Source organism: Embleya sp. NPDC001921, from assembly GCF_053594475.1.
The window spans coordinates 19902-44638 of sequence record NZ_JBSFEO010000030.1 but is presented as its reverse complement, the minus strand read 5'-3'; the positions used below and the strand labels follow the sequence as shown (position 1 = coordinate 44638).

Here is a 24737-nt window from a genome sequence, read left to right as displayed (position 1 = left end):
CTCGGGAGGCTCGTCAGGGGCGGCGTCAGGCGCGGCGTGAGGCGAGGGTTGCGAACCGGGTTGCGGCTCGCCAGGCGCGTCAGACGCGGCGTCAGACCAGGGCTGCGAACAGGACGGCACGCGCCCAGACGAACAGAGCGGCCTCCGCCCTCAATAGTCTGAGTCCGGTCAGCCCCGCGGCGGTCGCCAACGCGGTGGGCATCAGCAATGGCGAACCCGCGCGCCCCCAACCCTCCGTGGCCTTGCCGGTCAAGCCCGAGGCGACGGCCGGCCGCCTCAAGCCGCTGAGCCCGGAGACCGTGCGGAGTGTCACGAACCGCATCGCCCGGGCTGCCGGTCCGGCAGTTGCGGCAAAGCCCGAAGCCGGTCGGACCACGCCCGGCCTGGGGCAGACCGGCAACGGCACAGGGCCCCAGAAAACCGCGACCCGCAGCCGGGACACCGGTCGAGTGCAACAACCCGGCGACTGACATTCCGGGCGCGAAGAGGAAAGACATTGCAGCGAGATGAGAGGGCGCCAGTGCCGATCCACAAGTACGACATGGGGAAGGAAGCGATCGGCGACAACGTCGATCCGCCCCGGAAACACAATCTGGCGGTGCGTGCCATCGCGAGGATGACCCGGAACTCTCCGGACGTGGTTGCGAACAGCAAGCTGTACAAGGTCGCCGCGGCCGGCACCAAGTTCGCGGTGAGCGTGGGCGCGAAGGTCCTCGACGCACACACGGCGGGCCTCGCCTCGGCGACTCTCGCCGTCGCCAAGGGAGCCAACGCGGTCAGGCGGATCGCCCAGGGCCAGGAGAAGTCGGTGCCGAGGGAACTGGCGGGCCAGGTCCCGAACCCGGTGGCCGATCGAATGGCCGGTCGAGTGGCCCAGTTGGCCATGGGTCTCTGATCCCGGCGCAGACGAACCTCCGCCGCGCACGGCCCCTCCCCGCCCGCAAGCGCCAGCTCCGCTTGTCCTGCACCCCACATTCCCGCAGCCTGCGCAGACTTGGCCAACCGGTTCCCATGCCGCAGGCTGGTTGCAACGAAGCGCCTCACCGCCACACCCCGCGGCACGCGCCTTCGTTCGCGACACCCGGCTTGTCCTGAAAGATCCTCGTCATCCTTCAGGACCCGAAGGGCACTCGATGTGCCCGGCGTGCACGAGCCGAGGTTCGACCACCCGACGTCCGCCCAGGCGGACCGAGGGAACCGAGCGCCCCGGATCGGGCGGTGGCCGGGCGTTCCCCCTCAATGGCGCGGGGGAAGCGCACCCTCCCCGGTGATCGCCGTCCGACTCCGAGCGCCAACACCCGTACGGGAGCGGGAGATTCGTCCCAGCCCGAGCCCCGTACGCGATTGCGACGCCCCGGAAGACGAGTTGCGCCTCGTCTTCCGGGGCGTCGTGCCGACAAGCCTCCCACCTCGCCCGTTTCGGCGGCTGCGGCGGGCGATGCGAGGTGCCACCGTCCGCACGCCGGACAGCGGCATCCATACGACGACGGAGCGCCCACCCCCGGCCGGGGGTCGGCGCTCCGTCGTTCCCGTTCCGTTCCCGCGCACGTGGACGTGCCGCCCGCGAGCGGTGGCTTCCTCCCGACGCGAGTGGGGGCCGGATCCGCAACGGACCCGGCCCCCACGGTTGTTCCACTCGGTGGGTGCGGAGTGTCAGCCCGCGCCCGGCCGGCCGCTGCTCGCGCCTCGGTAGCCGAGGTCCTGGGCGGCGAAGTCCTTCCGCACCACGTTGGGTGAGGAAACCGTCGCCACCGTGGCCGAGTTGCGGACGATTGACGCCGAGTTGGTGCCGTAGGCGAGCGGGAACAGCTTCGCCTGTACGCCGGCCGCCGCCTGATAGCTCTGGCCGGCGCCGCCGATCGTCGCGTTCACCGTCGCAGGTGCGACCAGGAAGGTCAGCACCTCCACCGAGTCCCGGGGCGCGTTGGTCCCCGACCTCGGTGTCATCAACTTCGTCTGCGTGCCGCCCGTGGGCTTGGCCGCGGCGAACTGCACGCGATGCGTGAGGTACGCCGTGTCACGCGTGATCCGGGGCCAGGCCCCGGTCTTGAACCGGACCAGGTAGTAGTCGCTGATGTCGACCCAGGTGTGTCCGGAGTTGGCCGAGGGCTGGAACTGGGTGCCCTCGGAGTAGTCGTTCCAGGTGGTGAGCTGTACCCAGTCCGCTCCCCCGGAGATCGTGTTGTCCCACGAAGTGCGCAGGTTCTCGGTGTTGTTCGCCTCGTCGTAGATGCCCTGGTTGGGGCGCTCGTCCTGGACCGCGACCGGCTGCATCCAGATCTTGCCGAGGCTGTGGGCCCTGGCGATGTCCGACTGGATGTTGCCCTGACGGTTGGGACTGCGGTTGCCCCAGCTCGAGAATCCGTAGCTGACCGACGCGTACTTGTCGGCATTCGCCGAGAAGTTCAGGAACACCGGGACCAGCGCGGTTCCCAGCTTGTGCGTATTGGTCATCGCGGTCGCGAACTCGCCCCACCACTGCGGGGTTTGCTGCTCCGCCTTGAAGGGGGAGATCACCACGCGACCGTCCGCCAGGCGCCGGACGGACCGTGAGGAGGCCAGGTCGGCCATCGACGCGGCCAGGCTCGCGGGTGTGGCGTCCTTGAGCGAGGTCATGTCCGGCATCAGCACGATCGCGAAGCCGGGGTCGACGGTCTCGGCGGCCTTGATCAGGTTCTTGATCCTGGTCCAGTGCGCACCGGTGGTGGACAGCACGTCGACGGTGAAGCCGTCGACGCCGGCCGCGGTCGCGTCGCGGATCTCGCGCTGCATGTCCTGCAGCTGCCAGTCCCCGGTCAACGGTCCACGTGGGACCGGTCGGTCCCGCAGCAGTCCGCCGTACGCGGCGTGCTTGCCGCTCTCGCCCGCGGGGTTGAGGTAGTTGCGGCTGTAGTAGTCCTGGCTCGGCTCCTGATTGTCGAGGGAAGCGGGGTAGGGGGTGAAGTAATGCGCGTACACCTTCTTGTCGCTCGCGCGCAGTGCCGACGTGGACGGCATCTCGAACGGGAGCGACCCGGTGGTGGGGGTGGCCGGATCGGTCCAGCTCACCGACAGGCGCGGGGCCTGAGCGGCACTCGCGCGCGAGGACTGGAAGACGCCCTGCGCGCCCTTCCCGGCCGTGAGCGCGAAACTGTACGTCCCGTTGCCGGTGAAGGCCGACGAGACGTCGATCGAGCCGACCTGCGACGCGGTGAAGCCGTCGCGTGAGCCCACCACGTCACCGAACGCGGGCTGTTTGTTCCAGGTCAGGCTCTTCGCCGACCAGGAACCGGTGACCTTGTGCACGCGCACGGAGGTGTCGGTGGTCCTGGCCGAATACAGATCCAGACTCAGCCGCACATCGCGCGCGCCCGCGGGTACCCCCGCGACGGTGAACTTGACGAACGCCCGCCGTTCGGAGCGGGGAGCTCCCTCGCAGGTTGCCGGACACACCGACAACCAGGTCTGCGTGGCGTGCGCCTTGGCCGGTGCCACCTGGCTCACATAGGCGTTCTCGTTGGTGGGCACCGTGGCCTTGGAGTTGTCCGAGTCACCCGAAGCCACTCCGAAGGTCACACCGGCGCCGACCAACAGGAACGCGGGCAACACGAATTTGAGCGAACGAAATCGCAAGAAGCCCTCCACGGTACTTCGCTGCTCCCGAAGTCGACTTACCCGCAACCGGTATAGGGGCGCCTGTCAGGCCGCCGGGACTCGGCCCGGAGCCCTGAAAAGGACACCGGAGCGGTGCGACGTCGGGAGCCTAGAGCAGAGGCTCTCGTGGTGCGAGTGTGGTCCGCGGATCCGCGCATTCCGGATGAGCCGCGGCACGAATCCGCGTCGGATCAGTGCGAACGGGGGCCGGACCGGTGCGGGCGACGGCCGATCAGGAGCAGGGCGCCGACCGCGGCGACCAGGATCGCGACGGACGCGCCGGCGATCCGCTTGACGCCGCTGTTGCCGCCGGTCTGGGCGAGTTGGCCGGTGACCGGCGGGGCGGTCTCGGGGGTGCGCTGGTCCTCGGGGGGCGAGGTGGTGGTGGGCGGCTTCGTGGTCGGCGGTGCCGAACTCGAGGGGGTCGTGGTGGGCGGCGCCGTGGTCGGCGGCGCGGTCGTGGGCGGCTTGGTGGTGGGCGGCGCGCTGGTGGGCGGCTTCGTGGTGGGGGGCTTGGTCGTCGGCGGCGCGCATTCCTTGCCGCCGTTCCACCCGGCGATCAGATCGACGGGATATTTCGCGTCGGGATAACGCGGCAGCGGGTTGGCCTTCCCGTCGTAGACCTTGTCGTTGCCGTACAGGTCGATCTGGCCGAAGCAGGGCGGCGCGTACTTGGAGATGTCGAGCTTGGCGCTCTTGTGCGCGCTGCTCAGCGTCACCGTCTTGGAGCCGAGATACCGCTGGATCCCCGAGGTTTTCCAGGTGGGTCCGTCCGCGCTGTAGGAGGCGAGGGAGACCTTGTAACTGCACGACTTGGCGACATCGCCGGCGATGCGCACGCTCACCTTGGTGTGGAGCGCGCCCAACAGGCCGGCCTTGGACCACGTCTTGTCGTCGATGGACCATTCGATGGTGACCGGCCCACACGCCTTCTTGTCGTCGTCGGCCGCGTGCGCCGACCCGGCGGCCGCGATCGGCGCGATCAGCGCGAAGGCGCCCACGCCCAGGCCGGCGGCGATCGAACCGGTAAGACCTCGTTGCACTGTGAAGCTCCCCGAACTCGAGGCGTCGACTCGATCCGATGACAGAGTCCGGGGGGAAGATTTTCGCCGTCCTCGCGCGCGCGGCAAGGGCGAGTTGATGAACCGGCAGAGGTATACGCGCGGGTAACGGTCCGGCGATCCCGGGCGCACGATGTCGATCACGGCAAAGGTATTTGCAACTGCAACGAAGGTTCTCCGATGGTATGTCCCACATGAGCACGGTGGATCATTCATCATTGCTATTTGCAAATCCATTGTTTGCGAGTGCAATCCAGTCTAGATTCCCGGCCATGAGATCGAGAGCACTCCCGGCGTGCACCGCCCTGGCGCTGGCCTTCGGCATCGCCTGGGCGCCCATCGGCGGATCACCGGCACACGCGGCCGAACCGGGCGCGCTCAGCCCGGTGATGCTCGTCCTGGACGCCTCCGGGTCGATGAACGAACGCGCCGGGACCGAAACCCGGATCGATGCCGCCAAGAAGGCGATCGGCACGCTGGTGGACGCCGCGCCGGCGGGCTCGCGGATGGGACTGACGGTGTACGGCACCGGGCAGAGCGGGTCCACCACCGACAGGGCCGACGGCTGCCGCGACGTCACGGTGGTGCGACCCGTCGGCACCGCGCCGGAGCGCGACCTCAAGGCGGCGGCGCAGGCGATCCGGCCGCTGGGCTGGACCCCGATGGGTCCGGCGCTGCGCAAGGCCGCCGAGGCGCTGCCGAAGGAGGGCCCACGCTCGATCGTGCTGGTCTCCGACGGAGAGGACACCTGCGCGCCCCCGGAACCCTGCCAGGTGGCACGCGAACTCGCCGCGCAGGGCGTGGACATGCGCGTGCACACCGTCGGCTTCGCCGCGGACGCCAAGACCCGCGCACAACTGATGTGCATCGCCCGGGCCTCGGGCGGAACCTACGCCGATGCCCCGGACGCCGGCTCGCTCGAACGCGAGCTGACCCGGGTGACCCAACGCGCACTGCGCAGCTACGAACCCGCGGGCACCCCCGTCGACGGCGGCCCCGATCCCGCGCGCGCCGCGGCCGTGCCCCCCGGCGGCCACCTGGACGAACTGACCGACAAGGAAGTGAAGTACTACTCCGTCGACGTGCCGGCGGGCTACACCGCGTACGTGTCGGGAACCACCGTCAGCAAGGTCAAGGGCCTGGAAGCCCTGGACGTCAAGCAGCTCGGCGAGCGCGGCAGCAGCTTCTGCGCGTCGGACACCGGACTCGACCAAGGACTGTCCAAGGTCGTCACGGCTTCGGTGAGTTGGACGGCATCGGGTCGAGGCACCAACGGGTGCGAGCAACCCGGACGACAGGTGTTCTCGGTGACCCGCCGAGGAACCGGACCACCGGTACCCCTCGAACTCCAGGTCCTGCTCGAACCGCAGGTACTGGACAAGGGCCCGGCCGAGGCCGACCTCGCGCGCTACACCGAGCCCGGCGGCGCCCCGCAACCGGTGGTCGGCGGCGGCTCGTTCGGCTCGGCGACCACCCTGCCCGGGTCCGGCCACTACACCGACACGATCGCCCCGGGGGAGTGGGCCTTCTACCGGGTCCGCCTCGACTGGGGCCAAAGCCTCGCCTTCCAGACGCGCGTCGGCGGCGGCAAGGAGATCGTCGGCGTACAAACCCACTTCTACAACCCGATCCGCGAGCAACTGGCCCAGGACTCGTGGGGAGTGCACGACACCGAACACATCTTCTCGAAGGGCGTGGACCCCTTCGCGACGCGTCCCGTGCGCTTCCTCAACCGCAGCGACCGGCAGCAGGAAGTCGCCGACATGCTGCCCGGCTGGTACTACATCGCGGTAGCGGCGCAGGGCGAGGGAGAGGTGCGCTCGCTGGCCGTGGACGTCTCGGTGGGCGGTACCAAGGAACCCGGTCCGGTGTACGCGCAAAGCGGGCAGCAGGCCGAAGGCTCACCGCCGCCGGCGAAGACCGCGTCGACCGCCGCGAACCCGGGCGCGAAGACTCCGGCGAAGAGCACGACGAGGGACTCCGACTCCTCGGCGGCGGACGATTCGGCGGCGTTCGGCGGCCCGTTGGTGTGGGTCGGACTGCCCGCCGCGATCCTGCTCGGCGCGGCGCTCACCGCCCTCGTGCTGCGCCGGCGACCATCGCGCGACACATGAGCGCGCACCCCGGGGCCCGCCGGTCGACGCCCCCGGTCCTCGCGTCCGCTGCCTGCTCGGCTGCCGTCCGTTCGTCGTCGGTCCTCGCGGCTCCTGTCGCCGAGGCCTTCCCGATGACGGGCGGGTCTCGCGACACCGTGCGAACGGCGCCGCCAGGCAAGGATGTTCGCGAACACGGGAGGAACCGTCCCCGATCGCCCCCACCCGGCGACCGAGCGAATGCGAGCACCAGATCTGCTGAGGCTTTACGCCACGTTCCCGGGGCCTGGAAGTCTTGGCCACAGGTGTTCCGTAGCGCAGGCTTGGCGCGTCGAGGTGCTGCGTCGCCGTCTCCCCGGCGCTCCCCGGCTCATCACACCACCGGCTCGACCCTGAACAGATCCGCACCGTCTTTCAGGAACGGAAGGGAAACCGACATGACTTGCTTCGCTTCGTCACACGGCCGAGGCCGAGGCGGCGGTACCAGGGGCGGATACCGCGCCACCGGACCGCGTGTCTCGCAGCACGCGGTGTCGCCCCGCTAGGACACCGGGGCCCGGTCCGCACGGCTCCGGGCGGACGCATTCCTTCAGGGTGCGGACGCCGCACACGCATACACACGGCCGGGTGCAGATCCCAGCAAGGGGTCGGCATCCGGCCGTCGTTCGTGCACCTTGCGCCGCGCCGCGCGGGAGCCGATCACCCGCTCGCCTCGGGACGAAGCGCCCGCACACCCCGGACGACCGCCGAACCCCGGCCGGCCGATCCGCGGCATGCGGGCGCTTCGTCATGATGGGCCGCGAAGCGGGCCGCCCCGTCCGGGTGATCCGCGCGGTCGCTCGACGCGCGCGCCCTACTCCGTCGGCAACACGCGGGACAACCACTCGCGCACCGCCTCGCCCACCGGAACGTCACCGATGTCTCGGCGATCGAAGATCCGGAAGCGGTCCGGGTCGTCCTTCGCGAGCAGCTCGAACAAGGTCGCCTTGGACTGGAGTTGGGTCGGGTCGAGCCCCTTCTCCTGGTCGTGCGCGCGCAACCGCTCCTCGATCGCGCGCGGTTCGTCCGCGGTCAGCAGCACCAGGTCGGGCAGCGGTCGCCACTGGGCGACGGTCGCCAGGAAGCGCCGCGCGGCCTGGTGGGCCTGCTCGAGGTCACCGGGATGCCGGGCGATCGCGTCCTCGACGGCGGCGGTGTAGACACCGCGCTGCTCGACGACGGTGCGCCCGGCCGCCAGGAACAGCCGGGCGGACTCGTAGCGATGGGTCTGCATGGCGATCACCGTGAGCGTCTCGGACGCGGACCGGCCGCCGCGGATGTACGGCTCACCGCCGGCGGCTTCGGCCAACGCCATCAACGTGGCGAAATCCGGCCGGGCGTTGGGCTCGCGCGCCGACCCGACGAAAATGCGCGGGGGAGAGGCGATCGAACGCAGGAGCGCGGAGCTGACGTCGTGTGCCTCCAGCCCCTCGACCCCCACGAGCGGGCCGGGACGTCGGGTCCGATTGCCCGCCGTCGGTTTCGATGTGCGTTCGCGTGTGGCCTCTTGAGCGTTCTGCGGCATAGCCGAATCCTCGTGATCCGACCCGCCCTGAAACAGGCCGCGTTGGGCACTCTCGACGGGTAAACCCCCCGGTAATACGGGGTATTCGGCGAACTGACGACCGGCGTACCCGCCGGCGGCCGTCCCGTGCGGTCAGCTCGCGGCGATGTCGAGCAGGGACGCGGGCGACGGCGAGGCATCCGAGATGCCGACACACGCCATGGTCTGCGCCAACACCCGATCCACGACCGTCGCCGGGCCGCCCTCGCGCGCGGCACGGCGTTGCCCGGCGGCGGCGGACCCGCGTGCGAGCAGACGCTCGATCGCGGCCTCGACCATGTCGAGGTCGCCGCTCTCACGCAAGTACGGGGCCACCTCGGCGACCAGGGCACGGACCACCGTGGCCGCGGGCAGGTTCACCGCGGCCACGGGGTCGATCAGGTCGCCCTCGATCCCGGAGCGTGCCGCCCGCCACATCGCCCCTCGGGTGAGCATGGGCGAGAGTGTCGGCGGCGTTCGGTCGGCGGCGACGGCGTCACTCGCGTGCCGGTAGAGCGCGCGGAACAGGGCGGCGATCGCGATCGTCACCTCGACGTCGGCGATCGCGTCGCACACCCGCAGTTCCAGCGCGGACCCCCGCGGGGCCAGGCGCAGCGCCGGGAGGAAGAGGTCGCCGTCGGGCACGACACCGACCGCCACCATGGTCGCGACCAGGTCGTCGTACTCCCGAGCCGAGCGCACCGGCCCGATCGGGCCGGCCCCGGGAAGGCGCTCGACGCACACCTGCCGCCAACTCGCGTAACCGGTGTCGCGCCCGGCCCAGAACGGCGAACTCGCGGACAGCGCCGAGAAGGTGGCCAGATGCGGCGTGATCCAGGCGATCGCCCGAGCCGCCGCGTCCCGGTCCTCGACGTCGACCCGGACGTGCATGCCACACGTGATCCAACCCCGGGACAACCGCGCGTATTCGCCCTCCCAGGCCGCGTATCGGGCCTCGGGGGCCGTCCGTACGTCCGCGAGGCTCATCATCGGCGCGGTGCCGCTCGCCAACACACCCAGACGCAGACCGGCCGCGCGGTGCACCAGCGTGCCGCGCAATTCGGACAACCGCGCCCGAAGCGCGTCCGGTTCCGCGTGCGTCGAGGTCACCAGCGCCACCGTCGACTCCTTGGATCGGCCGACGAAGGGGCCGGCCGGAAGCCGATCGAGGAGGGCGGGGGCGGAGGACACCGTGCGCCTGGTGGCCAGATCCACGATGTGGAATTCCTCTTCGATCCCCAGCTTGAGCACAGCGACTCCTCACGGCCCGGCGCGAGGCCGACGGAACGAGGCGCCGGGGTGCGCCCGTTCGGCCACACGCGGGTGCCACGGACCGCCCGATCGGCGCCGAGCGACAGCGCCCATGATCGTCACCGACGGACCGACCGGTAAGGCCGGACCGGGTACCACGGTCCGGTAAATCCGCCGGTAGCTCCGCGCGTCGCGCCCGGCACCCGTCGGCGTCGGCGTCGCTTCGCCGCCGGCCCGGCCGCCCGCGCCCCGTCCGTCTCCCGGTCCTGGTCCCGGTCCTGTCCCCGGTCCCGCTCCCGGCTCGTCGCCCGGCTCGCTGCCTCAAAGACACGAGCGGCGCGGGCCGACCACACCCCGACCCCGGCCCGAACACTCCCAGCGCCCCGTCGGCGGCGACTTGAGGGCGACGCCCGCGTACATCCACTGGCGATTGTCCAGCAGACGCGGCAGCCGGTCCGCACGCCACGACGAGATCGGGACCACCCCGGGGTCGATCGGACTGAGCCCGGTGAACAGCGCCCGCACCTGGGGCGCGGTCCGGGGGAACAACGGCGCCGCGGAATGGCGATACGACTCGGCGGTCGTGCGCGCCGCGTCCGGCCGCAGATCGGCGGCAAGGTGCGAAAGCACCAGAACACTGCCGGGCACCGTCGCGTCCATCAACGCCCGCACCACGGACCGGGGATCGTCGGCATCCGAGAGGTAGTGCAGCACCGCGGTCAACACCACGGCCACCGGCCGGTCGAAGTCCACCCCGGTCCGCCCGGCCACCCGACGCAACAGCGCCTCCGGGTCCCGGAGATCACCCTCCACCACACGAACCCGACCGGGCCGCGCGGACAACGCGCGCGCGTGCGCCAGCACCATCGGATCGTGGTCGACGTACACCGCCCGCGCGTGCTCGGTTCCGAGCACCGCACACTCGTACGTGTCGCCGGCGGCGGGCAGACCCATCCCGATGTCGAGGAACTGACGGATGCCGACACCGGTCGCGAACGCCACCGCCCGGCGCAGGAAGGCCCGATTCGCCAAGGCCATCGCGCGGACCTCGGGCGCCAGGGTCAGGACGGCCTCGGCCGCGTCGCGATCGACGGCGAAGGTGTTCTTGCCGCCGAGGTAGTGGTCGTACATCCGGGCCGGATGGGCGAGATCGGTACGCAACTCGGGCGACCGCGCCGAAGGCACGCGTGCCGTCGGTCGATCCGCCGGCGATCCGTCCGCCGGCGGGCAACCGACGGGGGAACGGGTATCCGTCGACTTGCCGGGCAGCACAATCATCGGCCTTCCTCGATCCTGGGGTAGCGGGCCGCCCGGACCGGGCGAGGCGGGGTTACCCGCCGGGCGGACCCGCATGTTCCTTCGCACTCCCGGGAGATCAGCGGCGAAGGAATTCCGTGACGACGGCGTCGAAGCGTTCGCCCTCCTCGACGAACGGCACATGTCCGCTCGCCGCGAACCGCTCCACCCGCGCGTCGGGCAGCGCCTCGGCCAGCCAACCGGCCAGGTCCCCGGGGAAGATCCGACTGCGCTCGCCGTAGATCAGCAGCGTCGGCACCTTCACCGCGGGCAGCACGGGCCGCCAGTCCGAGTGCGCCATGTCCATCCACACGTCCAACGCGGACGCGGTGTGCGTCTGGGTGGTCTCCGCGTACGCCGCGTCCACCGCCTCCGCCGCCGGCGGCTCGGCGAAACACGCCGCGATGAACGGCTTGATCGCCAACGGCCGGGCGTGCCGTACGGTCTGCGCGAACACCGCCAGATCGACCGGCGAATAGCCGCCCTGCAGGGCGAAGTCCCACCCGGGCCCGTCCATGAAACGCGGCGACTGATCGACGAACACCGCGCCGCGCAACCCCTCGCAGCCGAACTGGCGCACGTACGACAACACCACCGAGGTACCCATGGACCAGCCCACCATGGTCACCTCGTCCAGACCCAGTGCCAGCACCAACTCGCGGACATCACGGGCGTACTGGTCGAGACTGTGCCCCTCGGGGGTCTTGCCCGAGCGCCCGTGGCCCCGGAAGTCGGCGACGATCACCCGATTCTCCGCCGCCAGCGCGGCGATGTTCCCCGACCAGAACGAACTGTTCATCGTCCACCCGTGCAACAGCAGCACCGGGCGGCCCGCGCCGTGCTCCTCGTAGTACAGCGGAACGGTGTCGGACAACTCCAGATAGGGCACGTCTCTCCTCGGGTCCCGGCCGGCCGATCGCCGACCCGCGCTGCGGCAGTGTGTGCGCGCGGGAGACCCGCGCACCAGAGACCGGAGGGGGGTTGCAGCAACGTTGCAGAATCCGGCACCCGCCCCGCCCGGCCACGGCCCGACGCCCCGGGGCCCACGCCGGCATGATGGACGCATGGCGGACGGACCGGACGCACGTGACCGAGCACTGGGTGGTGGGTCGGCCACGGGCGTGCGGGACCCGATCCGGGCCTCGTGGTCGCGTGCGCGGCGACAGGGGTTGCCGCCCGACGCCTACCTCCCGCCGGTCACCCTCGTCGACGACGAACTGGCCCGACACCGCGAGGAACATCCGCTCACCACGATCTGGCCCCTGCTGCGCCGCACACTCAGCGGCCTGGTCACCGACCCGGGCCGCCTCCTGTTCCTCAGCGACGCGCGGGGGCACCTGCTGTGGGTGCAGGGCGAACACCCCACGCTGCGCGCCGCCGAACGCGTGCACCTGTTGCCCGGGGCGCTGTGGAGCGAGGACGCGGCGGGTACCAGCGGGGTGGGCACCGCACTGGCCACGGGCCGCCCGTTCCAGGTGTTCGGCGCCGAGCACTTCCTGTCCGCGGCCACCGCGTACACCTGCACGGCCACCCCCATCCACGATCCGGCCGGGGGCGAACTGCTCGGCATCCTGGACTTCACCTGCCCCGAACGCAGTTGGCAACCGCTCGCGGTTCCCCTGCTCGACACCGCGCGCCGACTGGCCCAGGCGGAGCTGGAGAGCGTACGGCTGCGCGAGGAGGCGCGGGTGAGCACCCGCTACGTGGAGCGGATCGCCCGCCGGCTCGGCAGCAAGAGCGCGATCGTCGACCCCAAGGGGCGCGTCCTGCGTTCGGATCCGCCCGGTTGGCTGCCGCAGCGCCTGCCCGGCCCGCCGCGCGAAGGCCCGATGCTGCTGCCCGGTGGGCAGGTCCTGCTGGTCGAGCGCCTCGCCGCCGGCGGCCTGTACCTGCTGATCGCCGAGGACTCGGCATCGGGCCCGGTCACCACCGCGCCGCTGCGCCTGCAGGCGCTGGGCCTGCGCCGGGCCCGGCTCGAGATCGCCGGCACCACGCACGAACTCACGCGCAGGCACGCCGAGATCGTCACGACCCTGCTGAGCGAGCCCGGTGGGATGACGGCCAAGGCGATCACCGAGGCGGTCTACGGCCCCGGCGGACGCCCGGCCACCGTCCGCGCCGAACTGGCCCGGCTACGCGCGATCCTGGGCCACCGACTGGCCTCGGACCCGTACCGCCTGACCGGCGACTGCGAGGCCGACTTCCTCGACCTCGACCGCGCCCTGTCCGTCCCCACCACCTCGATCGACACCCTGCTCGACCACTACCGGGGCCACCTCCTGCCCGGCTCCACCGCCCCGCGCGTGCTCGCGCTGCGCGAGGCCCTGCACGAACGCCTGCGCCGCCGCGTCCTGGACAGCGCCGATCCCGACACGGCGCTGCGCTGGTCGACCTGACCCGGCCGCGCCGCACCGGCGTTCCGGGCAGCGAAGCGACACCGGCGGAAGGCGACGCCGGTGGGCGGCCGCGGAGCGGCGGCGGGCGGCGCACCCGTCGATCGATCCCGACGCCGTGCACCCACCCACCACCGCCCCGCGCCCCGCCGAGGTCTGCCTACGGGACTCCTCAAGCCTGCGTGGGCGGCTCGGCGCCGGGCGGACGTTCCGCACGCCCGGGCACCTCGAACTCCTGCGTGACCTCGTGCGATTCGGGCGCCGTGCCCGGCCCGCGATCGGCGACACCGGGCCGCCACGTCGACGCCGGATCCCGGGCGGGGGCGGGCGGCGCCGCGGGCGGCGGGGGAGTGCCGGGCAGCCGATCCGCCCAGGGGGAGACGGGTACGGGCGCCGGGGCGGCGAACCGCGTGCGCACCGCGTACCCGAGACCGGCCGCGGCCAACAGCGCGACGAGCGCGCCGCCCGCCGGCACGCCCCAATCCGAGGCCACGGACGAGCCCGCACCGCCGTCGGCGCGGGCGGCCGGCGCCGGCGGAGCGCCGGCCCGTACCGGGGAGTCGGACCGGGCCGGAGACGGCGCACCGGGCACCGCGCCCGCCGCCGGCCGCGGCTCCTCCTCGGGCCCCAACGGCTGATCCGGTCGTTGCACCACGGTGCCCTCGACCGACACCTCGAGCCGGATCGGCACCACGATGCCGCGCTGCGGCCCCTGGGCCCCGGTGATGGACATCTGGACGTAGTACGACCCGCGCAGCGCGTACTTGTCGTCCTTGAACTCCTTGAACGAGCCCTTGGTCCCGTCGAAGTTCTCGTACTTCTTGCCGTCCCCGACGGTCCACGCCCCCGAGGTCGCCTCCAGGTGCGTGGTGCCCGGCACGAGCTGGTTCGTCGGGTTGTCCAGGAGCGGAATGGCCTCGCGCAACGGGTTGTAGAGGTTCATCACGAACCTCGGGCCCTGCTTGTACGGGAAATCGGCCGGGATGTCGACGGACCCCTTGATCGAGAGCTTCTGCCCCGGCTGCATGTACACCCGCCAGAACAGGAAGTCGCCCACCACCATGCTCTCGCGATACACCCCGGGCCCGACCTCGCCCGCGCTGTTGAACGAGAATCCGCTCGTGGTGTCCGCCGCGGCGGGTGTCGCGGCCACCACCGAGCCGACGACCGCGGCGAGGACGGCCCCGGCCGACGCCGCGATCCTGCGTATGCGTATGCGTACGACGGCGTTCACGCCTGCCTCCCCTGTCGGCGCCGGGCACCGGCGGCGAACGATCCCAGCACGCCGCCGACGAGCACCGCGGCGGCGATCACAGCGAGAGTCACTCCGGTTCCGGGCCCGTCGTCGTCGCCGGACGACGCGGCGACCGAGGTGCGGTCGCCACCGGCGCCGGGCGCGCCGGGCACGGCGGCCGGGGCACCGGCGTCGGCGCTCGCGGGCGCGGGGCCGGACGTGGTGCCGATGGTCCCCGGCCGCCTGGGGTGGCTGACCAGGAGTTCGAGCAGGATTCGGCGTTGCGGATCCACCTCGGCGTTGTGCGAGATGCGCAGGCAGCCGATCCCGTCCGGTGCCTTGGCGGAACTCTTCGCCCCGGCGGACGCGCCGGTGGTGACGATGTTGTTCGCCTCCAGGGCCACGCCCTCGGTCAAGAGCCAGCTCTGCGGCAGGTCCGGCGGGCCGGATCTGATGAACAGGTGGGTCAGGAAAGCCGAGTTCTCCCGATCGTCGGCGACCCGCATGCGCTCCGAGAAGATCGCGGTGGCGCCGATGGCGAGATCCTCACCCGGGTTCTTGCGAATGCGGTACCACAGGTCGCGACTGGTGACGAACGCGTCGAGGTACTGGCCGTCCTCCACGATCGGCGCGTTGGCACAACCGGTCGTCGCGCCCTGGATGGGTCGACCGGACGCGTCGTAGGGGGTCCACGCCCTGCGGAACAGGCTGGACATGTTCGAGACCAGCGAATCGGCGTCCTTGGCGTCGGCGTAGACGCCGTTCCCGGCGGCGGTGATGCACTTGAGCTGATCGCGCGCGGCGCCGGAGACGTTGAACCCGACCGCGTCGACCGTCAGCTTGGTGCCCTTCGCGTTCAACTCCTTGGCGACCTCGCACGGTTGCGGCGGCGCGCAGGTGTCCTCGCCGTCGGAGACCAGGATCACGTGGCGCTCGCCCTGGGTGCCGAGGTCGTCGGAGGCGGCCCGCAGCGCGTTGCCGATGGGGGTGAACCCGACGGCGTTCAGCGCCGCGACCCGTTGCCGCGCCGCGCCCTTGGCCCCCTCGTTCATCAGCGCCACCGGCACCAGGAGCTGGGTGTCCGCACAGCCGAGGGCCTTGTCCGTACCGGGATAGGCCGCGCCGTACACGCGGATGCCGACCTGGGCGGTCGCCGGAGCCGCGTCGATGATGCGGTTCACCGCCTGCTTGGCGGCCTCCAGGCGGGTCTGCCCGCCGGCGTCGTTCTGTTTCATCGAACCGGACAGGTCGAGCACCAGCTCGACCTTGGCCGGGACGGCCTCGGCGGGCGGGGCGGGGTCGGCCGCTGCGACGGACACAGGGCCGCACAACACCAGGGACACCGCGCCCAGGGCCACGGCCGAGCGTGTGCGTAGGAAAGGGATCACGACGCCGATCATGGAATCCGCGACGTGCGATGCCAAGAGGGAGGGTCCATCACGCTTCCCTCGGAAGCCCTGAGGGGCGACTCGGTCGGAGCCTTCGGCCGACGGTTCCCTCGATCGAAGTCGAAGCCCGCGGCGGTGCTCGGGCGGATCGGGGAGGGTCCTTCGGCGGGACTCGGGCGGGTCGGGGTCGAAGTCCGCGGCGATGCTAGGGCGGGTCGGAGTCGAAGCCCGCGGCGATGCTTCGGCGGATCGGGAGGCAGGCTTCGGGGGCTCCGGCCGCCGCCCGGCTATCGTTCCCGCTCGTCCCGGCGCCCGCGATCCGTCTCCCGCGCGTCGCGGCTCGGCGTCGGCCGCCACGGGTGGACGCCGAGGGGACGGCCGTCGGGCTTGGGGTCCATCCCGGGCAGTCCGCGGGAGGGCACCTGCTTCGCCCAACCGGCGGTGATGGCGGCGATGGTGCTCGCCGAGAGCGCGCCGCCCGCGCGCAGACTGCGGTCGTAGGGAGGCGGCCGGTCCATCCACACCCGCGCGGGCGTCGGGTCGTGCGGCCCGGCCTGCGCCGCGACCTCGGCGGCGGCCGCGGCGGCCGACACGGCCGAGGACGGGCCGATGGACCGCTCGGCATGTGCGGCCGCGTCGGTCGACACCTCGGACCTGGCGAACCGGGCGACCGCCGTGACGACCTCGTCGGTGACCTCCTCCGGGGCCGGGGTCTCCCAGCTCGGCGCCGCGCCGGCGGCCTTGCGGGGCGCGGGGGCGAGTCCCACGTGCGCGGCCTCGGCGTGGGCGAACCTCGCGAGGTCGCGCAACCGCACCATCCGCGCCCCGCGCAGGATCCGGGCCTCCCCCTTCATCGAGGCGTTCTGCTCCCACCACACACCGTAGGCGACCCGCAGGCTCAGGAACTCCGGGTTGGCCTCGCCGCCGACCACGGTGCGGCCGAGCTCGCCGAACATGGGCCCGAAGTACGCCCCCGCGAACGTCACCCGACCCGCGCTCCAGGGCTGGTACTGCCGCGGCGGCGTACGACCGAGCACCCACGCCCGATCCATCAGCCGGTCGGAGTCCAGGTCCAACGGGCGATCGCCGACCCAGTGATAACCCGCCCAGCCGTGCAGTGGAGGCCGGACACCCGGCGGAACGGAGCCGTTCTCCACGTACCGGTTGCCCTCGGGTACGACTCCCGCGCGAAGTTGCGCGAGGATCGCCTTGCGGCGCTCGTACTCGTGGATCATCTGAGGCCACTCGTCGCCCGAGACGACACGCGCCAAACGCGCCGCGAACGACGCGACGCGCCGCAATTCCGCCGGGTCGCCGGTGGACCGCGTCTCGGCCCCGCCCTTCGGCTCCGACCACTCGCCGGCCTCCCACCGGCGGTACAACTCGGCCTCGGTGCGCGGCGGACCAGGGGTCTGCTTGTCGGTCGGCTCCCGCTCGTCGATGGTCCACAACTTCGGCATGGCGTACATCCGACCGTCGGGACCCACCCGCGGCCACCAGGTCACGCCCAGGTCCGCCTGCTTCTGCCGCTCGTCGGCGGTGAGCCGGTGCAGCAGCCGCAGCGCCCCGATGGCCACCCGATACATGGGCACCCGGCGGCGCATCCGGCGATACTCGATTCGAAACCGCTCGTCGCTCTCGAGCCACGCTCGACCGACGAGCTTCCGACCCCGGAGATAGTCGCCGAGCGCAGTCGCCATGCGGTCATCATGTCGTGCGCGTGCCACGGTGTCGTCGGCTCGCGGGATGAACGCACCGAAGACACGCGGGGCGGACAGGGGTAGGAACGGCGAACGCGGGAAACACCATCCGCAGGCCGATTCCTTGCGTGTACAACGGGAATTCGCGTTCGGTTCCGCGTCATGCATGATTCAGACCAAGAACCAAGATCGCTCAGCGCAAGAGTTCCTGGACCCAGTGGGTCTTGGCAGCAGGGCCACGGGGTCGCAGGCTGGTCCAACGGCCTTGCAGGCCAATGGGTTTCGGGCGCTCACATTCGCCGGCCCCGGACCTGCACGGACTTCTCTCGACCTCGGGGCACCCCGATCGTCGAGAACACGGGGCACTACCGACTTTCACGCGCAACCACTCCGCGGTTACGCGTGGTTGCACGAGCCACGCGGTTCCGGTGCCGGCCACCGCACCCATTCGATCCGTCCCGTTGTACGGGTGCCCGATCCGGCGCGGCCCGTCGGCCACGCAGCACAACGACTGACGCAACACACATCTCAAGGGGACACATGTCGATTCGGACTGTGGGTGTCGAAGAAGAGTTTCACATCGTCGACCGACGCACCGGGCGGTTGAGCCCGGCAGGTACGGAACTGCTCGCCGAACTGCCGACGGTCGGTTTCACCGGCGAGGCCAAGGAAGCCTCGATCGAGACCAACAGCGAACCGCACGTCGAACTCGCCGATCTGCGGGCCGACCTGATCCGCTCCCGGACGCTCCTGGCCCGAGCCGCCGAGAAGATCGGGGTGGCGGTGATCGCCTCCGGGACCGCGCCGTTGATGGACCTCGCGGACTCGCCGCAGGCCCCGGGCGACCGCTACGCCGCGATCAAGCGCGACTACGCGCTGGTCGCCGACGAGCAGGTGGTCTGCGGGCTGCACGTGCACGTCGGCGTCGAGGACCGGGACGTGGCCGCGCGGGCGATGTCCTGGATCTCCCCGCATCTGCCCACACTCCTCGCGCTGTCCGCCAGTTCCCCCTACTGGCTCGGCGACAACACCGGCTACGCGAGCTGGCGCAACATGCTCTGGCAGCGCTGGCCCTCGGCGGGGCCGGCGGACAACTTCGCTTCCGCGCGGGAGTACGACGACATGCTCGAGGGCATGGTCCGCTCGGGCGTGATCGTCGACGTCGGCATGCACTACCAGGACCTGCGCCTGTCCTCGCACGTGCCCACGCTCGAGATGCGCATCTGCGACTCGTGTCCGGACGTGGACACCTCCGTGCTCATCGCCGTGCTCTTCCGCGCTCTCGTCCAGCGCGGGGTCCGGGCGGCCGAGAGCGGCGAACGGCTGCCGGCGCACTCGCCCGCGTGGCTGCGCGCGGCGACCTGGCGGGCTGCCCGCTCGGGCCTGGAGGGACTCCTGATCGACCCGACGACGATGGCCACCGACTCGGCGCGCACGGTCATCTGGCAGCTCATCGAGGACCTGATGCCCGACCTGGTCGCCTCCGGCGACCTCGCGTTCGTGCGCACCGTCGCCCGGCGCATGCTGGACGGCGGCAGCAGCGCGGCACGCCAGCTCCGGGTCGTGAACCCGTCCCCCCGGGCGGCCGTCGAGCTGCTCCGCGAGCAGACGATCACCTTCTCCGAGTTGCCGGCCGCCCTGGTCAAAGAGCGGCCCGGCGCCGCGAAGTCGGACCTGGTCGACGAGTCACCGACCCTGGTCGCCTGATACCGCGAACGCACCCGATCCGACGGGGTCACGGCCTACGGGCGGTGACCCCGTCGTCGTTTCGGCCCGCGCTCATCCGCTCCTCCAGCGGCGCGAGGTCCAGATGATCCAACGCGTCGAGCCGGGCGGCCTGTGCGGTGCGCCGTTGCGCGGCCTCGGCATCGTGGATCACGCCTATGGTGAGCCGCAGTTCCCGCAGCAGCGCCGCCCGCGCCGCGTCGGCCGCGCGCGGCGGGGGAGCGCCCGCGGCGGTTCGGGCCACCGAGCGCAGATTCGGACCCCGTCGAAGTGGCGTGTCGAATACCGCGGTTCGGGCCAGGACGTCGGCCGCCCGGGCCAACGGCCCGGGACGATCCGGTTCCGCCTGCGCCGACCACACCGCGAACACGCCGGCGACCTCCCGCGCGATACCCGCCCACCCGGCCACATCGTCCAAGGGCCGCTCGCGTGCCGCCGAACGCAGCCGGGCCACCTCCGTCGCCGCGCGAGTCCACCGCGCCAGGGCGTCCTCGTCGGAGGCGGGCTCCGTCGCGGAGGCGTCGAGCGGTTCGGACGCCGCGGCCGCGTCATCGGTCTCGGCGGCGGACGTGCCCCACCAGTACCGCAACCGCGGCAACGACAGGTCCGGGGCGAGCCGCCCGCCCCCGTAGCGCACCGGGCTCGTACCGTCCGGCGGCGGCAGGGCGACCGACAAGCCCAGCACCGTCTCGCCGTCCCGTCGATCCAGGCGCGGACGGACCACGACCCCGGACGAGGACAGGCGCCGGAGGAAGTCCGCCTCGTCGACGGCGGCCACCGCCGCGCCGCGCATGTGCCGTGCCAGGGTGTCCCGTTCGACCTCCGGACGGCCCCGGCGCACCGCGCTCTCGGCGTTCGCGCGGGAGTATCCGGGCAACCCCCGCCCCTGCCGACGGCCTTCGACCGCGATCAGTTCGAAGCGCCGCTCCAGTTCGGCGCATACCGCCGACGCCTTGACGCGGTCCTGCCACGGACTCGCCCGGGTGCCGTCCTCGCGGACCAGACAGACGGCCACGTGGATGTGGTCGTTGCCCTTCCCGGAGAAGCCGTGGCGGACCGCGATCCAACGACAGGGCGCCCTGCCCTCCTCCTCGCCGAAGCCGAGACGGTCGATCAGCATACGCGCGGCCGTCGCCCATTCCGCGTCGGTGAGCCGGCGGTCCCCCGGGGCGTTCGACAGGCTCGCCGTCCAGACCGATCCGTGCTTGACCTCGGTGTCGAAAAGCTGCCTGGGCGCGTCGAGTTGAGCGGCGAGCGAGGCCGGGTCCCCGGTGAGGTCGAGACCCGTGGACGCCGCTATCGCGTGCGCGTCCTCGTGCTCGTTGGCGCGACCGGGACCGAAGAGGTACGTCACGAGCTGCGCCATGTCGTCGTGGCGCTCGTGGGCCGCGGAGAGCTTGGCGATCACGGCGCCTGCGTTCGGGGGCCGGTCGACGGGCGGGGGTAGCCGGTCGCCGCGTCGAGGCGGTCCAGGACCGCGGACAGTCGACCCACGACGTCCGCGCATCCGGGCGGCGGCGCGTGCCGCGTCGCCGGGTCCGCGCCGAGCTCGGACAACTGCTCCGACAATCGAGCCAACTGCCGTCGTACGGCGAGTAGTTCGGCGTAGAACGCACGGCGTTCGGTGGCCGTCGGCGCGTCGTCGAAGGCCGACTCCACCAGCAGCCTCGGGATGCTCACCGCCTGGTCCGCCGCCTTGGCCGAGACGTGGGCGTACTCGTCCTCGCTCATCAGCACCTTGGTGACCCGGCGTCGCCCGCCCGTCCGACGGGGCAGACGAGCCGGACCGCTCCCGGTCCGCGACTGTGCGCTCTCGTCGGTCGACATCCGCGCATCCCCGTTCCCTCCTGGCGACTTCGCCCGCAGCGTGGCCTTCACGGTCGAAGTCTCTCGTGAAGCGCGGCAACAGGAAAGCCTTCGAAGCAAGATAGTACGAAGAGTTACCTGATCTTCGTTCGAACCCTCCGCGGACATGGCCCCGAAAAGGTCGCCGTCGGGCGCCGGGTGGGAAATGCGGCCCAGGGGGCCGCATTTCGGGTCCGGCGCCGCGAAGCGGCGCCGGAACCCACACCCGTGCATCACGATGCGAAGGTGCGACCCGCCCGGCGCGCGGGTCGGCGGGCGTACGGGCGCCCCGACGCCCGCCCCGCCCGGGCCCGGTTCGTGGGTGCCCCCGAGGCCGGAACGCCCGGACGTGGGGTCGCCGGTCGGGACGGGGTCTCGCGGCGGATCACCGAACCGCCGCGAACCCCCGCCCCGGCGGGTCCGTCGGTGGCACGGTCTCGGGGCCGGTCACCACAGCGCACGCCCGGCGGCGGCGACGGTGATCACGCGCTCGCCGACGCCGAACCGCCGTCGCACAGGCGGAGGAATCGTCGGGGCCGGGCGGCCGGAAGCCCAGACCCACCGGCACCCGGCACGCCCGGCATGTCCGGGACCCCCGGAACGTCCCGGGCGCCCACCGGACAGCGGGCGGCGAAGTCCCCGCCGCCCCGGCTCCGTACCGCCCCCGCCACCGTGTCCACGCCGAGCAGGTCCACCACCGCCGCGCACGACCGGCGACCGAGGGCATTCCCCACGGACGACACCCGGCGGCGCCCGCCCGTCCACGACCGAAGCCGCCACCGACGCGCATGACACCCTCGACGAACTCGGCGACGATCTCCGCCATCCCGCGCCACGCGTCGGGGCGCGCGGTGCGCGGCGATCCGCCGAAGGCGCCCCCGGTCGGGATCACGTCGAGCGCGGTTCCCCCGGCGTGCGGCAGGGTCCAGGCGAACACCACGCCGTCGCCGGGGACGAACCCACACGAGCCCAGGCGGGGCGAACACCATCCGCCACAGCCCCACGACCACGTTCACGGCGACGTGCGGTCGGGCACCGCGCCCGCCCGCGCCCTCGACACGCAAGCGGAGCATGTCCAGGCCGGACGTGATCGCACCGTCGAGGACGGCGAGTCGGCCCACCCCGACCGTCGGATCCCCGCGCACCGTGCGGCCCGACTCGACGCCCTCGGGCGCTCCGTCCATCATGGCCCGCAGCGCGCCGCCGGGCCGGATCTCTCGGCGGGCCGGAACACCGGCCGCACGGACCCGAACAACAGCCCCGGGTCACGGAGTCCGCCCAGGTTGAGCCCGGCCCCCGGGACCGCGCCGGTACGCACGCCGTGCCCGCAGGCATGGCATGCCCCGTCCACGGTCGAACGCCCGAGGACGTCTTCCGAGTTCGGTGATCGCCACCGCGTCCATGTCGCCGCGCAGGGCGACGAACGGGCGGTCCGCCGCCTCGCCGTTCGGGAAGACGTCGCAGCCGACTCCGGCACAACCGCCGGTGAGTACACGGGGGTTCAGCCCGGCCTTCCGCAGGCGAGCGACCAGCCGCCGCGTGGTGCGGGTCCACGCGGCGCCCAGCTCGCGGTGCCGGTACAGGCCACGACGAAAGGTGATCGGTTCGGGGCCGAACCCGCCGCCCCCGGGGCGGATCCGAGCGGCCGCGGTCGCGGTCACGAGTGGTGCTCCGGTGTGGGATCCGGCGAGCCCCGGGCGGGATTTGCCCACGTCCGGCGCTCGTGAGTCCTCGGGAGAGCGGCGCAGGGTGCCACACGCGGCGCGGGGCTCGGTGATCGGCGAGCCACACCCGACCGATGCCCCCCTGTGCGACCGGGCACCGGAGGAGACCATACCCCGGGCATGGTGTCCAGGCGGGAAAGATGCCTGGACACCACACCCGCGCCATGGTCTGGCTGCGCCTGCCCGGCCCACCCAGGGAGTCACCGGCCGGGCGCGCGGCTCGTCGATCACCGAGCCCCACGCCGCGCGCGGCGGATCCCTCCGTCGATCTCCCAAGGCCTCACGAGCGCCGAACGGGTTGGCAAACCCCGCCCGGAGCTCGCCGGACATCCCACACCAAGGAGCACCACTCATGACCACGCCCACGGCCGCTCGGATCCTCTCCGGGGTCAACGAGCTCGCCCCCGAACTGATCGCCTTCCGCCGCGACCTGCACCAGCACCCCGAGCTGGGCTTCGCGGAGACCCGCACCACGCGGCGGCTGGTCGCCCGCCTGCAGAAGGCCGGGCTGCACCCCCGCGTCCTCACCGGCGGCACCGGAATCGTCTGCGACATCTTCCCGAAGGACACCGACGCGGTGGACCGCCCGTTCGTCGCCCTGCGCGGCGACATGGACGCGCTGCCGATCACCGACCTCAAGACCGTCCCCTGGCGTTCGACCGTGGACGGGGCATGCCACGCCTGCGGCCACGACGTGCACACCAGCGCGGTTCTGGGTGCCGGGCTCAACCTGGTCGCACTCCGCAACCAGGGGCTGCTGCCCAGGCCCGTGCGGCTGCTGTTCCAGCCCGCCGAGGAGATCCAGCCCGGCGGCGCGCTGCGGGCCATGATGGACGGAGCGCTCGACGGCGTCGAGTCGATCCACATGGTGCACTGCGACCCGACGGTCGAGGTGGGCCGACTCGCCATCCTCGACGGTCCGATCACGTCCGGCATGGACACGTTCCGCTTCCACGCCGAGGGCACGGGCGGGCACAGCGCCCGACCGCACCTCACCGCGAACATGATCATGGGCCTGCAGCACATGATGTTCGCCCTGCCCGGACTCGTGCAGCGGTTCGCCCCCAGCGACGGCGTGGTGTTCGCCTGGACCCTGGTGCACGCCGGTGGAACCGCGCTCAACGTGATCCCGACCGAGGGCGACCTCGGCGGATCGCTGCGCACCGCGAACCCCGACGCGTGGCACAGGATGCCGAAGCTCCTCACCGAGCTCATCGAGGGCGCCATGCGCGTCGGCGGCTCCGGCATCACGTGGAAGCTCGAGCACCACCGGATGCCGCCCGTGGTGAACACCCTCGGCCACCTGTCGCACGCGGCGGTGGTGGACCTGCTCGGCGAGGAGGCGGTGGCGACGACGGTACAGAGCCAGGGCGGCGAGGACTTCGCCTGGTACCTGGAGGGCACCGAGAACGTTCCGGGGGTCCCGGACATGCCGGGCGTGCCGGGCAACCTGGTGCGCCTGGGCGTCCGGCCGCCCGGGGTCGACCCCGCCGACCACCCCCACCTGCACGAGGGTGGGTTCGACGTCGACGAGCGCGCGATCCCCATCGCCGCCGCCTACCTGACGCGGATGGCGACCGGCCCCGAGACCCTCGGCGCCGCCGCCTGACCCACCGGGTCGGGGATTCGCGACGGGGCCCGGTGCCCCGTCGCGAGCCCCCGTCCCGACCGGCGGCCGGGACGGGGTCGGCGACTCGGACCGGAGTCCGTACCGGGACCGAGGTCCCGGATGGGCAAAATCGCCGACCCCCGCCGGCGGCTCCCACGAGCAACCACCCCCAGCGTAACCCGGCCCGTGGATGCGGCGCCGGG

General features: G+C 72.2%; 16 protein-coding genes. 5 read left to right on the top strand and 11 right to left on the bottom strand.

Translation table 11 applies throughout. From position 1 onward, the window contains the following. The first annotated feature begins 616 nt into the window (after window positions 1–616). A complete protein-coding gene (locus ACWCPW_RS30725; protein ID WP_449764820.1) occupies window positions 617–895 on the top strand; it encodes a hypothetical protein in 279 nt (92 codons plus the stop codon). 758 nt (window positions 896–1653) lie between these two features. Here ACWCPW_RS30725 and ACWCPW_RS30720 read toward each other — a convergent pair. Beyond that, the gene (locus ACWCPW_RS30720) at window positions 1654–3612 is read right to left on the bottom strand and encodes an endo-1,3-alpha-glucanase family glycosylhydrolase (RefSeq protein WP_449764819.1); all 1959 of its coding nucleotides are present in this window, start codon (window positions 3610–3612) and stop codon (window positions 1654–1656) included. A 212-nt stretch (window positions 3613–3824) separates the two neighbouring features. Beyond that, window positions 3825–4676 (bottom strand): LAETG motif-containing sortase-dependent surface protein, encoded by an 852-nt coding sequence (locus tag ACWCPW_RS30715; protein ID WP_449764818.1) that lies wholly within the window; start codon window positions 4674–4676, stop codon window positions 3825–3827. A 290-nt stretch (window positions 4677–4966) separates the two neighbouring features. Here ACWCPW_RS30715 and ACWCPW_RS30710 point away from each other — a divergent pair, with 290 nt between their 5' ends. Continuing rightward, the gene (locus ACWCPW_RS30710; protein ID WP_449764817.1) at window positions 4967–6808 is read left to right on the top strand and encodes a vWA domain-containing protein; all 1842 of its coding nucleotides are present in this window, start codon (window positions 4967–4969) and stop codon (window positions 6806–6808) included. A gap of 832 nt (window positions 6809–7640) precedes the next feature. On the opposite strand, the gene ACWCPW_RS30705 is transcribed toward ACWCPW_RS30710, so the two are convergent. The 4 genes from ACWCPW_RS30705 to ACWCPW_RS30690 all read right to left on the bottom strand — a co-directional run bounded on the left by ACWCPW_RS30705 (window position 7641) and on the right by ACWCPW_RS30690 (window position 11805). After that, window positions 7641–8351 (bottom strand): hypothetical protein, encoded by a 711-nt coding sequence (locus ACWCPW_RS30705; RefSeq protein WP_449764816.1) that lies wholly within the window; start codon window positions 8349–8351, stop codon window positions 7641–7643. A 132-nt stretch (window positions 8352–8483) separates the two neighbouring features. Next, window positions 8484–9620 (bottom strand): carboxylate-amine ligase, encoded by a 1137-nt coding sequence (locus tag ACWCPW_RS30700; RefSeq protein WP_449764815.1) that lies wholly within the window; start codon window positions 9618–9620, stop codon window positions 8484–8486. Between the two features lie 321 nt (window positions 9621–9941). Continuing rightward, window positions 9942–10805 (bottom strand): SAM-dependent methyltransferase, encoded by an 864-nt coding sequence (locus tag ACWCPW_RS30695; protein ID WP_449764814.1) that lies wholly within the window; start codon window positions 10803–10805, stop codon window positions 9942–9944. A gap of 190 nt (window positions 10806–10995) precedes the next feature. Next, the gene (locus tag ACWCPW_RS30690) at window positions 10996–11805 is read right to left on the bottom strand and encodes an alpha/beta fold hydrolase (RefSeq protein ID WP_449764813.1); all 810 of its coding nucleotides are present in this window, start codon (window positions 11803–11805) and stop codon (window positions 10996–10998) included. Between the two features lie 175 nt (window positions 11806–11980). Here ACWCPW_RS30690 and ACWCPW_RS30685 point away from each other — a divergent pair, with 175 nt between their 5' ends. Next, entirely contained in the window at window positions 11981–13312 is a 1332-nt protein-coding gene (locus ACWCPW_RS30685) for a GAF domain-containing protein (protein ID WP_449764812.1), read from the top strand. 169 nt (window positions 13313–13481) lie between these two features. Here ACWCPW_RS30685 and ACWCPW_RS30680 read toward each other — a convergent pair whose 3' ends face one another. From ACWCPW_RS30680 to ACWCPW_RS30670, 3 genes are all read right to left on the bottom strand, one after another. Next, the gene (locus ACWCPW_RS30680) at window positions 13482–14543 is read right to left on the bottom strand and encodes a hypothetical protein (protein ID WP_449764811.1); all 1062 of its coding nucleotides are present in this window, start codon (window positions 14541–14543) and stop codon (window positions 13482–13484) included. Further along, on the bottom strand, window positions 14540–15931 hold the full coding sequence (locus tag ACWCPW_RS30675) for a vWA domain-containing protein (protein WP_449764810.1): 1392 nt from the start codon (window positions 15929–15931) through the stop codon (window positions 14540–14542). Before ACWCPW_RS30675 ends, ACWCPW_RS30680 begins: the two co-directional genes overlap by 4 nt. Before the next feature lie 287 nt (window positions 15932–16218). Next, a complete protein-coding gene (locus tag ACWCPW_RS30670) occupies window positions 16219–17631 on the bottom strand; it encodes a hypothetical protein (RefSeq protein WP_449764809.1) in 1413 nt (470 codons plus the stop codon). A gap of 540 nt (window positions 17632–18171) precedes the next feature. On the opposite strand from ACWCPW_RS30670, the gene ACWCPW_RS30665 reads away from it, so the two are divergent. Then, a complete protein-coding gene (locus ACWCPW_RS30665) occupies window positions 18172–19338 on the top strand; it encodes a carboxylate-amine ligase (RefSeq protein ID WP_449764808.1) in 1167 nt (388 codons plus the stop codon). Between the two features lie 28 nt (window positions 19339–19366). On the opposite strand, the gene ACWCPW_RS30660 is transcribed toward ACWCPW_RS30665, so the two are convergent. Both ACWCPW_RS30660 and ACWCPW_RS30655 read right to left on the bottom strand, forming a co-directional pair. Further along, complete coding sequence (locus tag ACWCPW_RS30660) at window positions 19367–20764, bottom strand: relaxase/mobilization nuclease domain-containing protein (protein WP_449764807.1); 1398 nt, start codon at window positions 20762–20764, stop codon at window positions 19367–19369. Continuing rightward, complete coding sequence (locus ACWCPW_RS30655) at window positions 20761–21183, bottom strand: hypothetical protein (protein WP_449764806.1); 423 nt, start codon at window positions 21181–21183, stop codon at window positions 20761–20763. Before ACWCPW_RS30655 ends, ACWCPW_RS30660 begins: the two co-directional genes overlap by 4 nt. Window positions 21184–23277: 2094 nt before the next feature. Between ACWCPW_RS30655 and ACWCPW_RS30650 the strand changes: the two genes are divergently transcribed. Beyond that, on the top strand, window positions 23278–24534 hold the full coding sequence (locus tag ACWCPW_RS30650; RefSeq protein WP_449764805.1) for an amidohydrolase: 1257 nt from the start codon (window positions 23278–23280) through the stop codon (window positions 24532–24534). The last annotated feature ends 203 nt before the right edge of the window (window positions 24535–24737 follow it).

What these genes read in the sequence shown, in the direction of transcription:
- ACWCPW_RS30705 (WP_449764816.1), bottom strand. Translation starts at nt 8,351, where the DNA reads ATGCCGCAGAACGCTCAAGAGGCCACACGCGAACGCACATCGAAACCG.
- ACWCPW_RS30725 (WP_449764820.1), top strand. Translation starts at nt 617, where the DNA reads ATGACCCGGAACTCTCCGGACGTGGTTGCGAACAGCAAGCTGTACAAG.
- ACWCPW_RS30685 (WP_449764812.1), top strand. Translation starts at nt 11,981, where the DNA reads ATGGCGGACGGACCGGACGCACGTGACCGAGCACTGGGTGGTGGGTCG.
- ACWCPW_RS30710 (WP_449764817.1), top strand. Translation starts at nt 4,967, where the DNA reads ATGAGATCGAGAGCACTCCCGGCGTGCACCGCCCTGGCGCTGGCCTTC.
- ACWCPW_RS30670 (WP_449764809.1), bottom strand. Translation starts at nt 17,631, where the DNA reads ATGGCGACTGCGCTCGGCGACTATCTCCGGGGTCGGAAGCTCGTCGGT.
- ACWCPW_RS30665 (WP_449764808.1), top strand. Translation starts at nt 18,172, where the DNA reads ATGTCGATTCGGACTGTGGGTGTCGAAGAAGAGTTTCACATCGTCGAC.
- ACWCPW_RS30650 (WP_449764805.1), top strand. Translation starts at nt 23,278, where the DNA reads ATGACCACGCCCACGGCCGCTCGGATCCTCTCCGGGGTCAACGAGCTC.
- ACWCPW_RS30655 (WP_449764806.1), bottom strand. Translation starts at nt 21,183, where the DNA reads ATGTCGACCGACGAGAGCGCACAGTCGCGGACCGGGAGCGGTCCGGCT.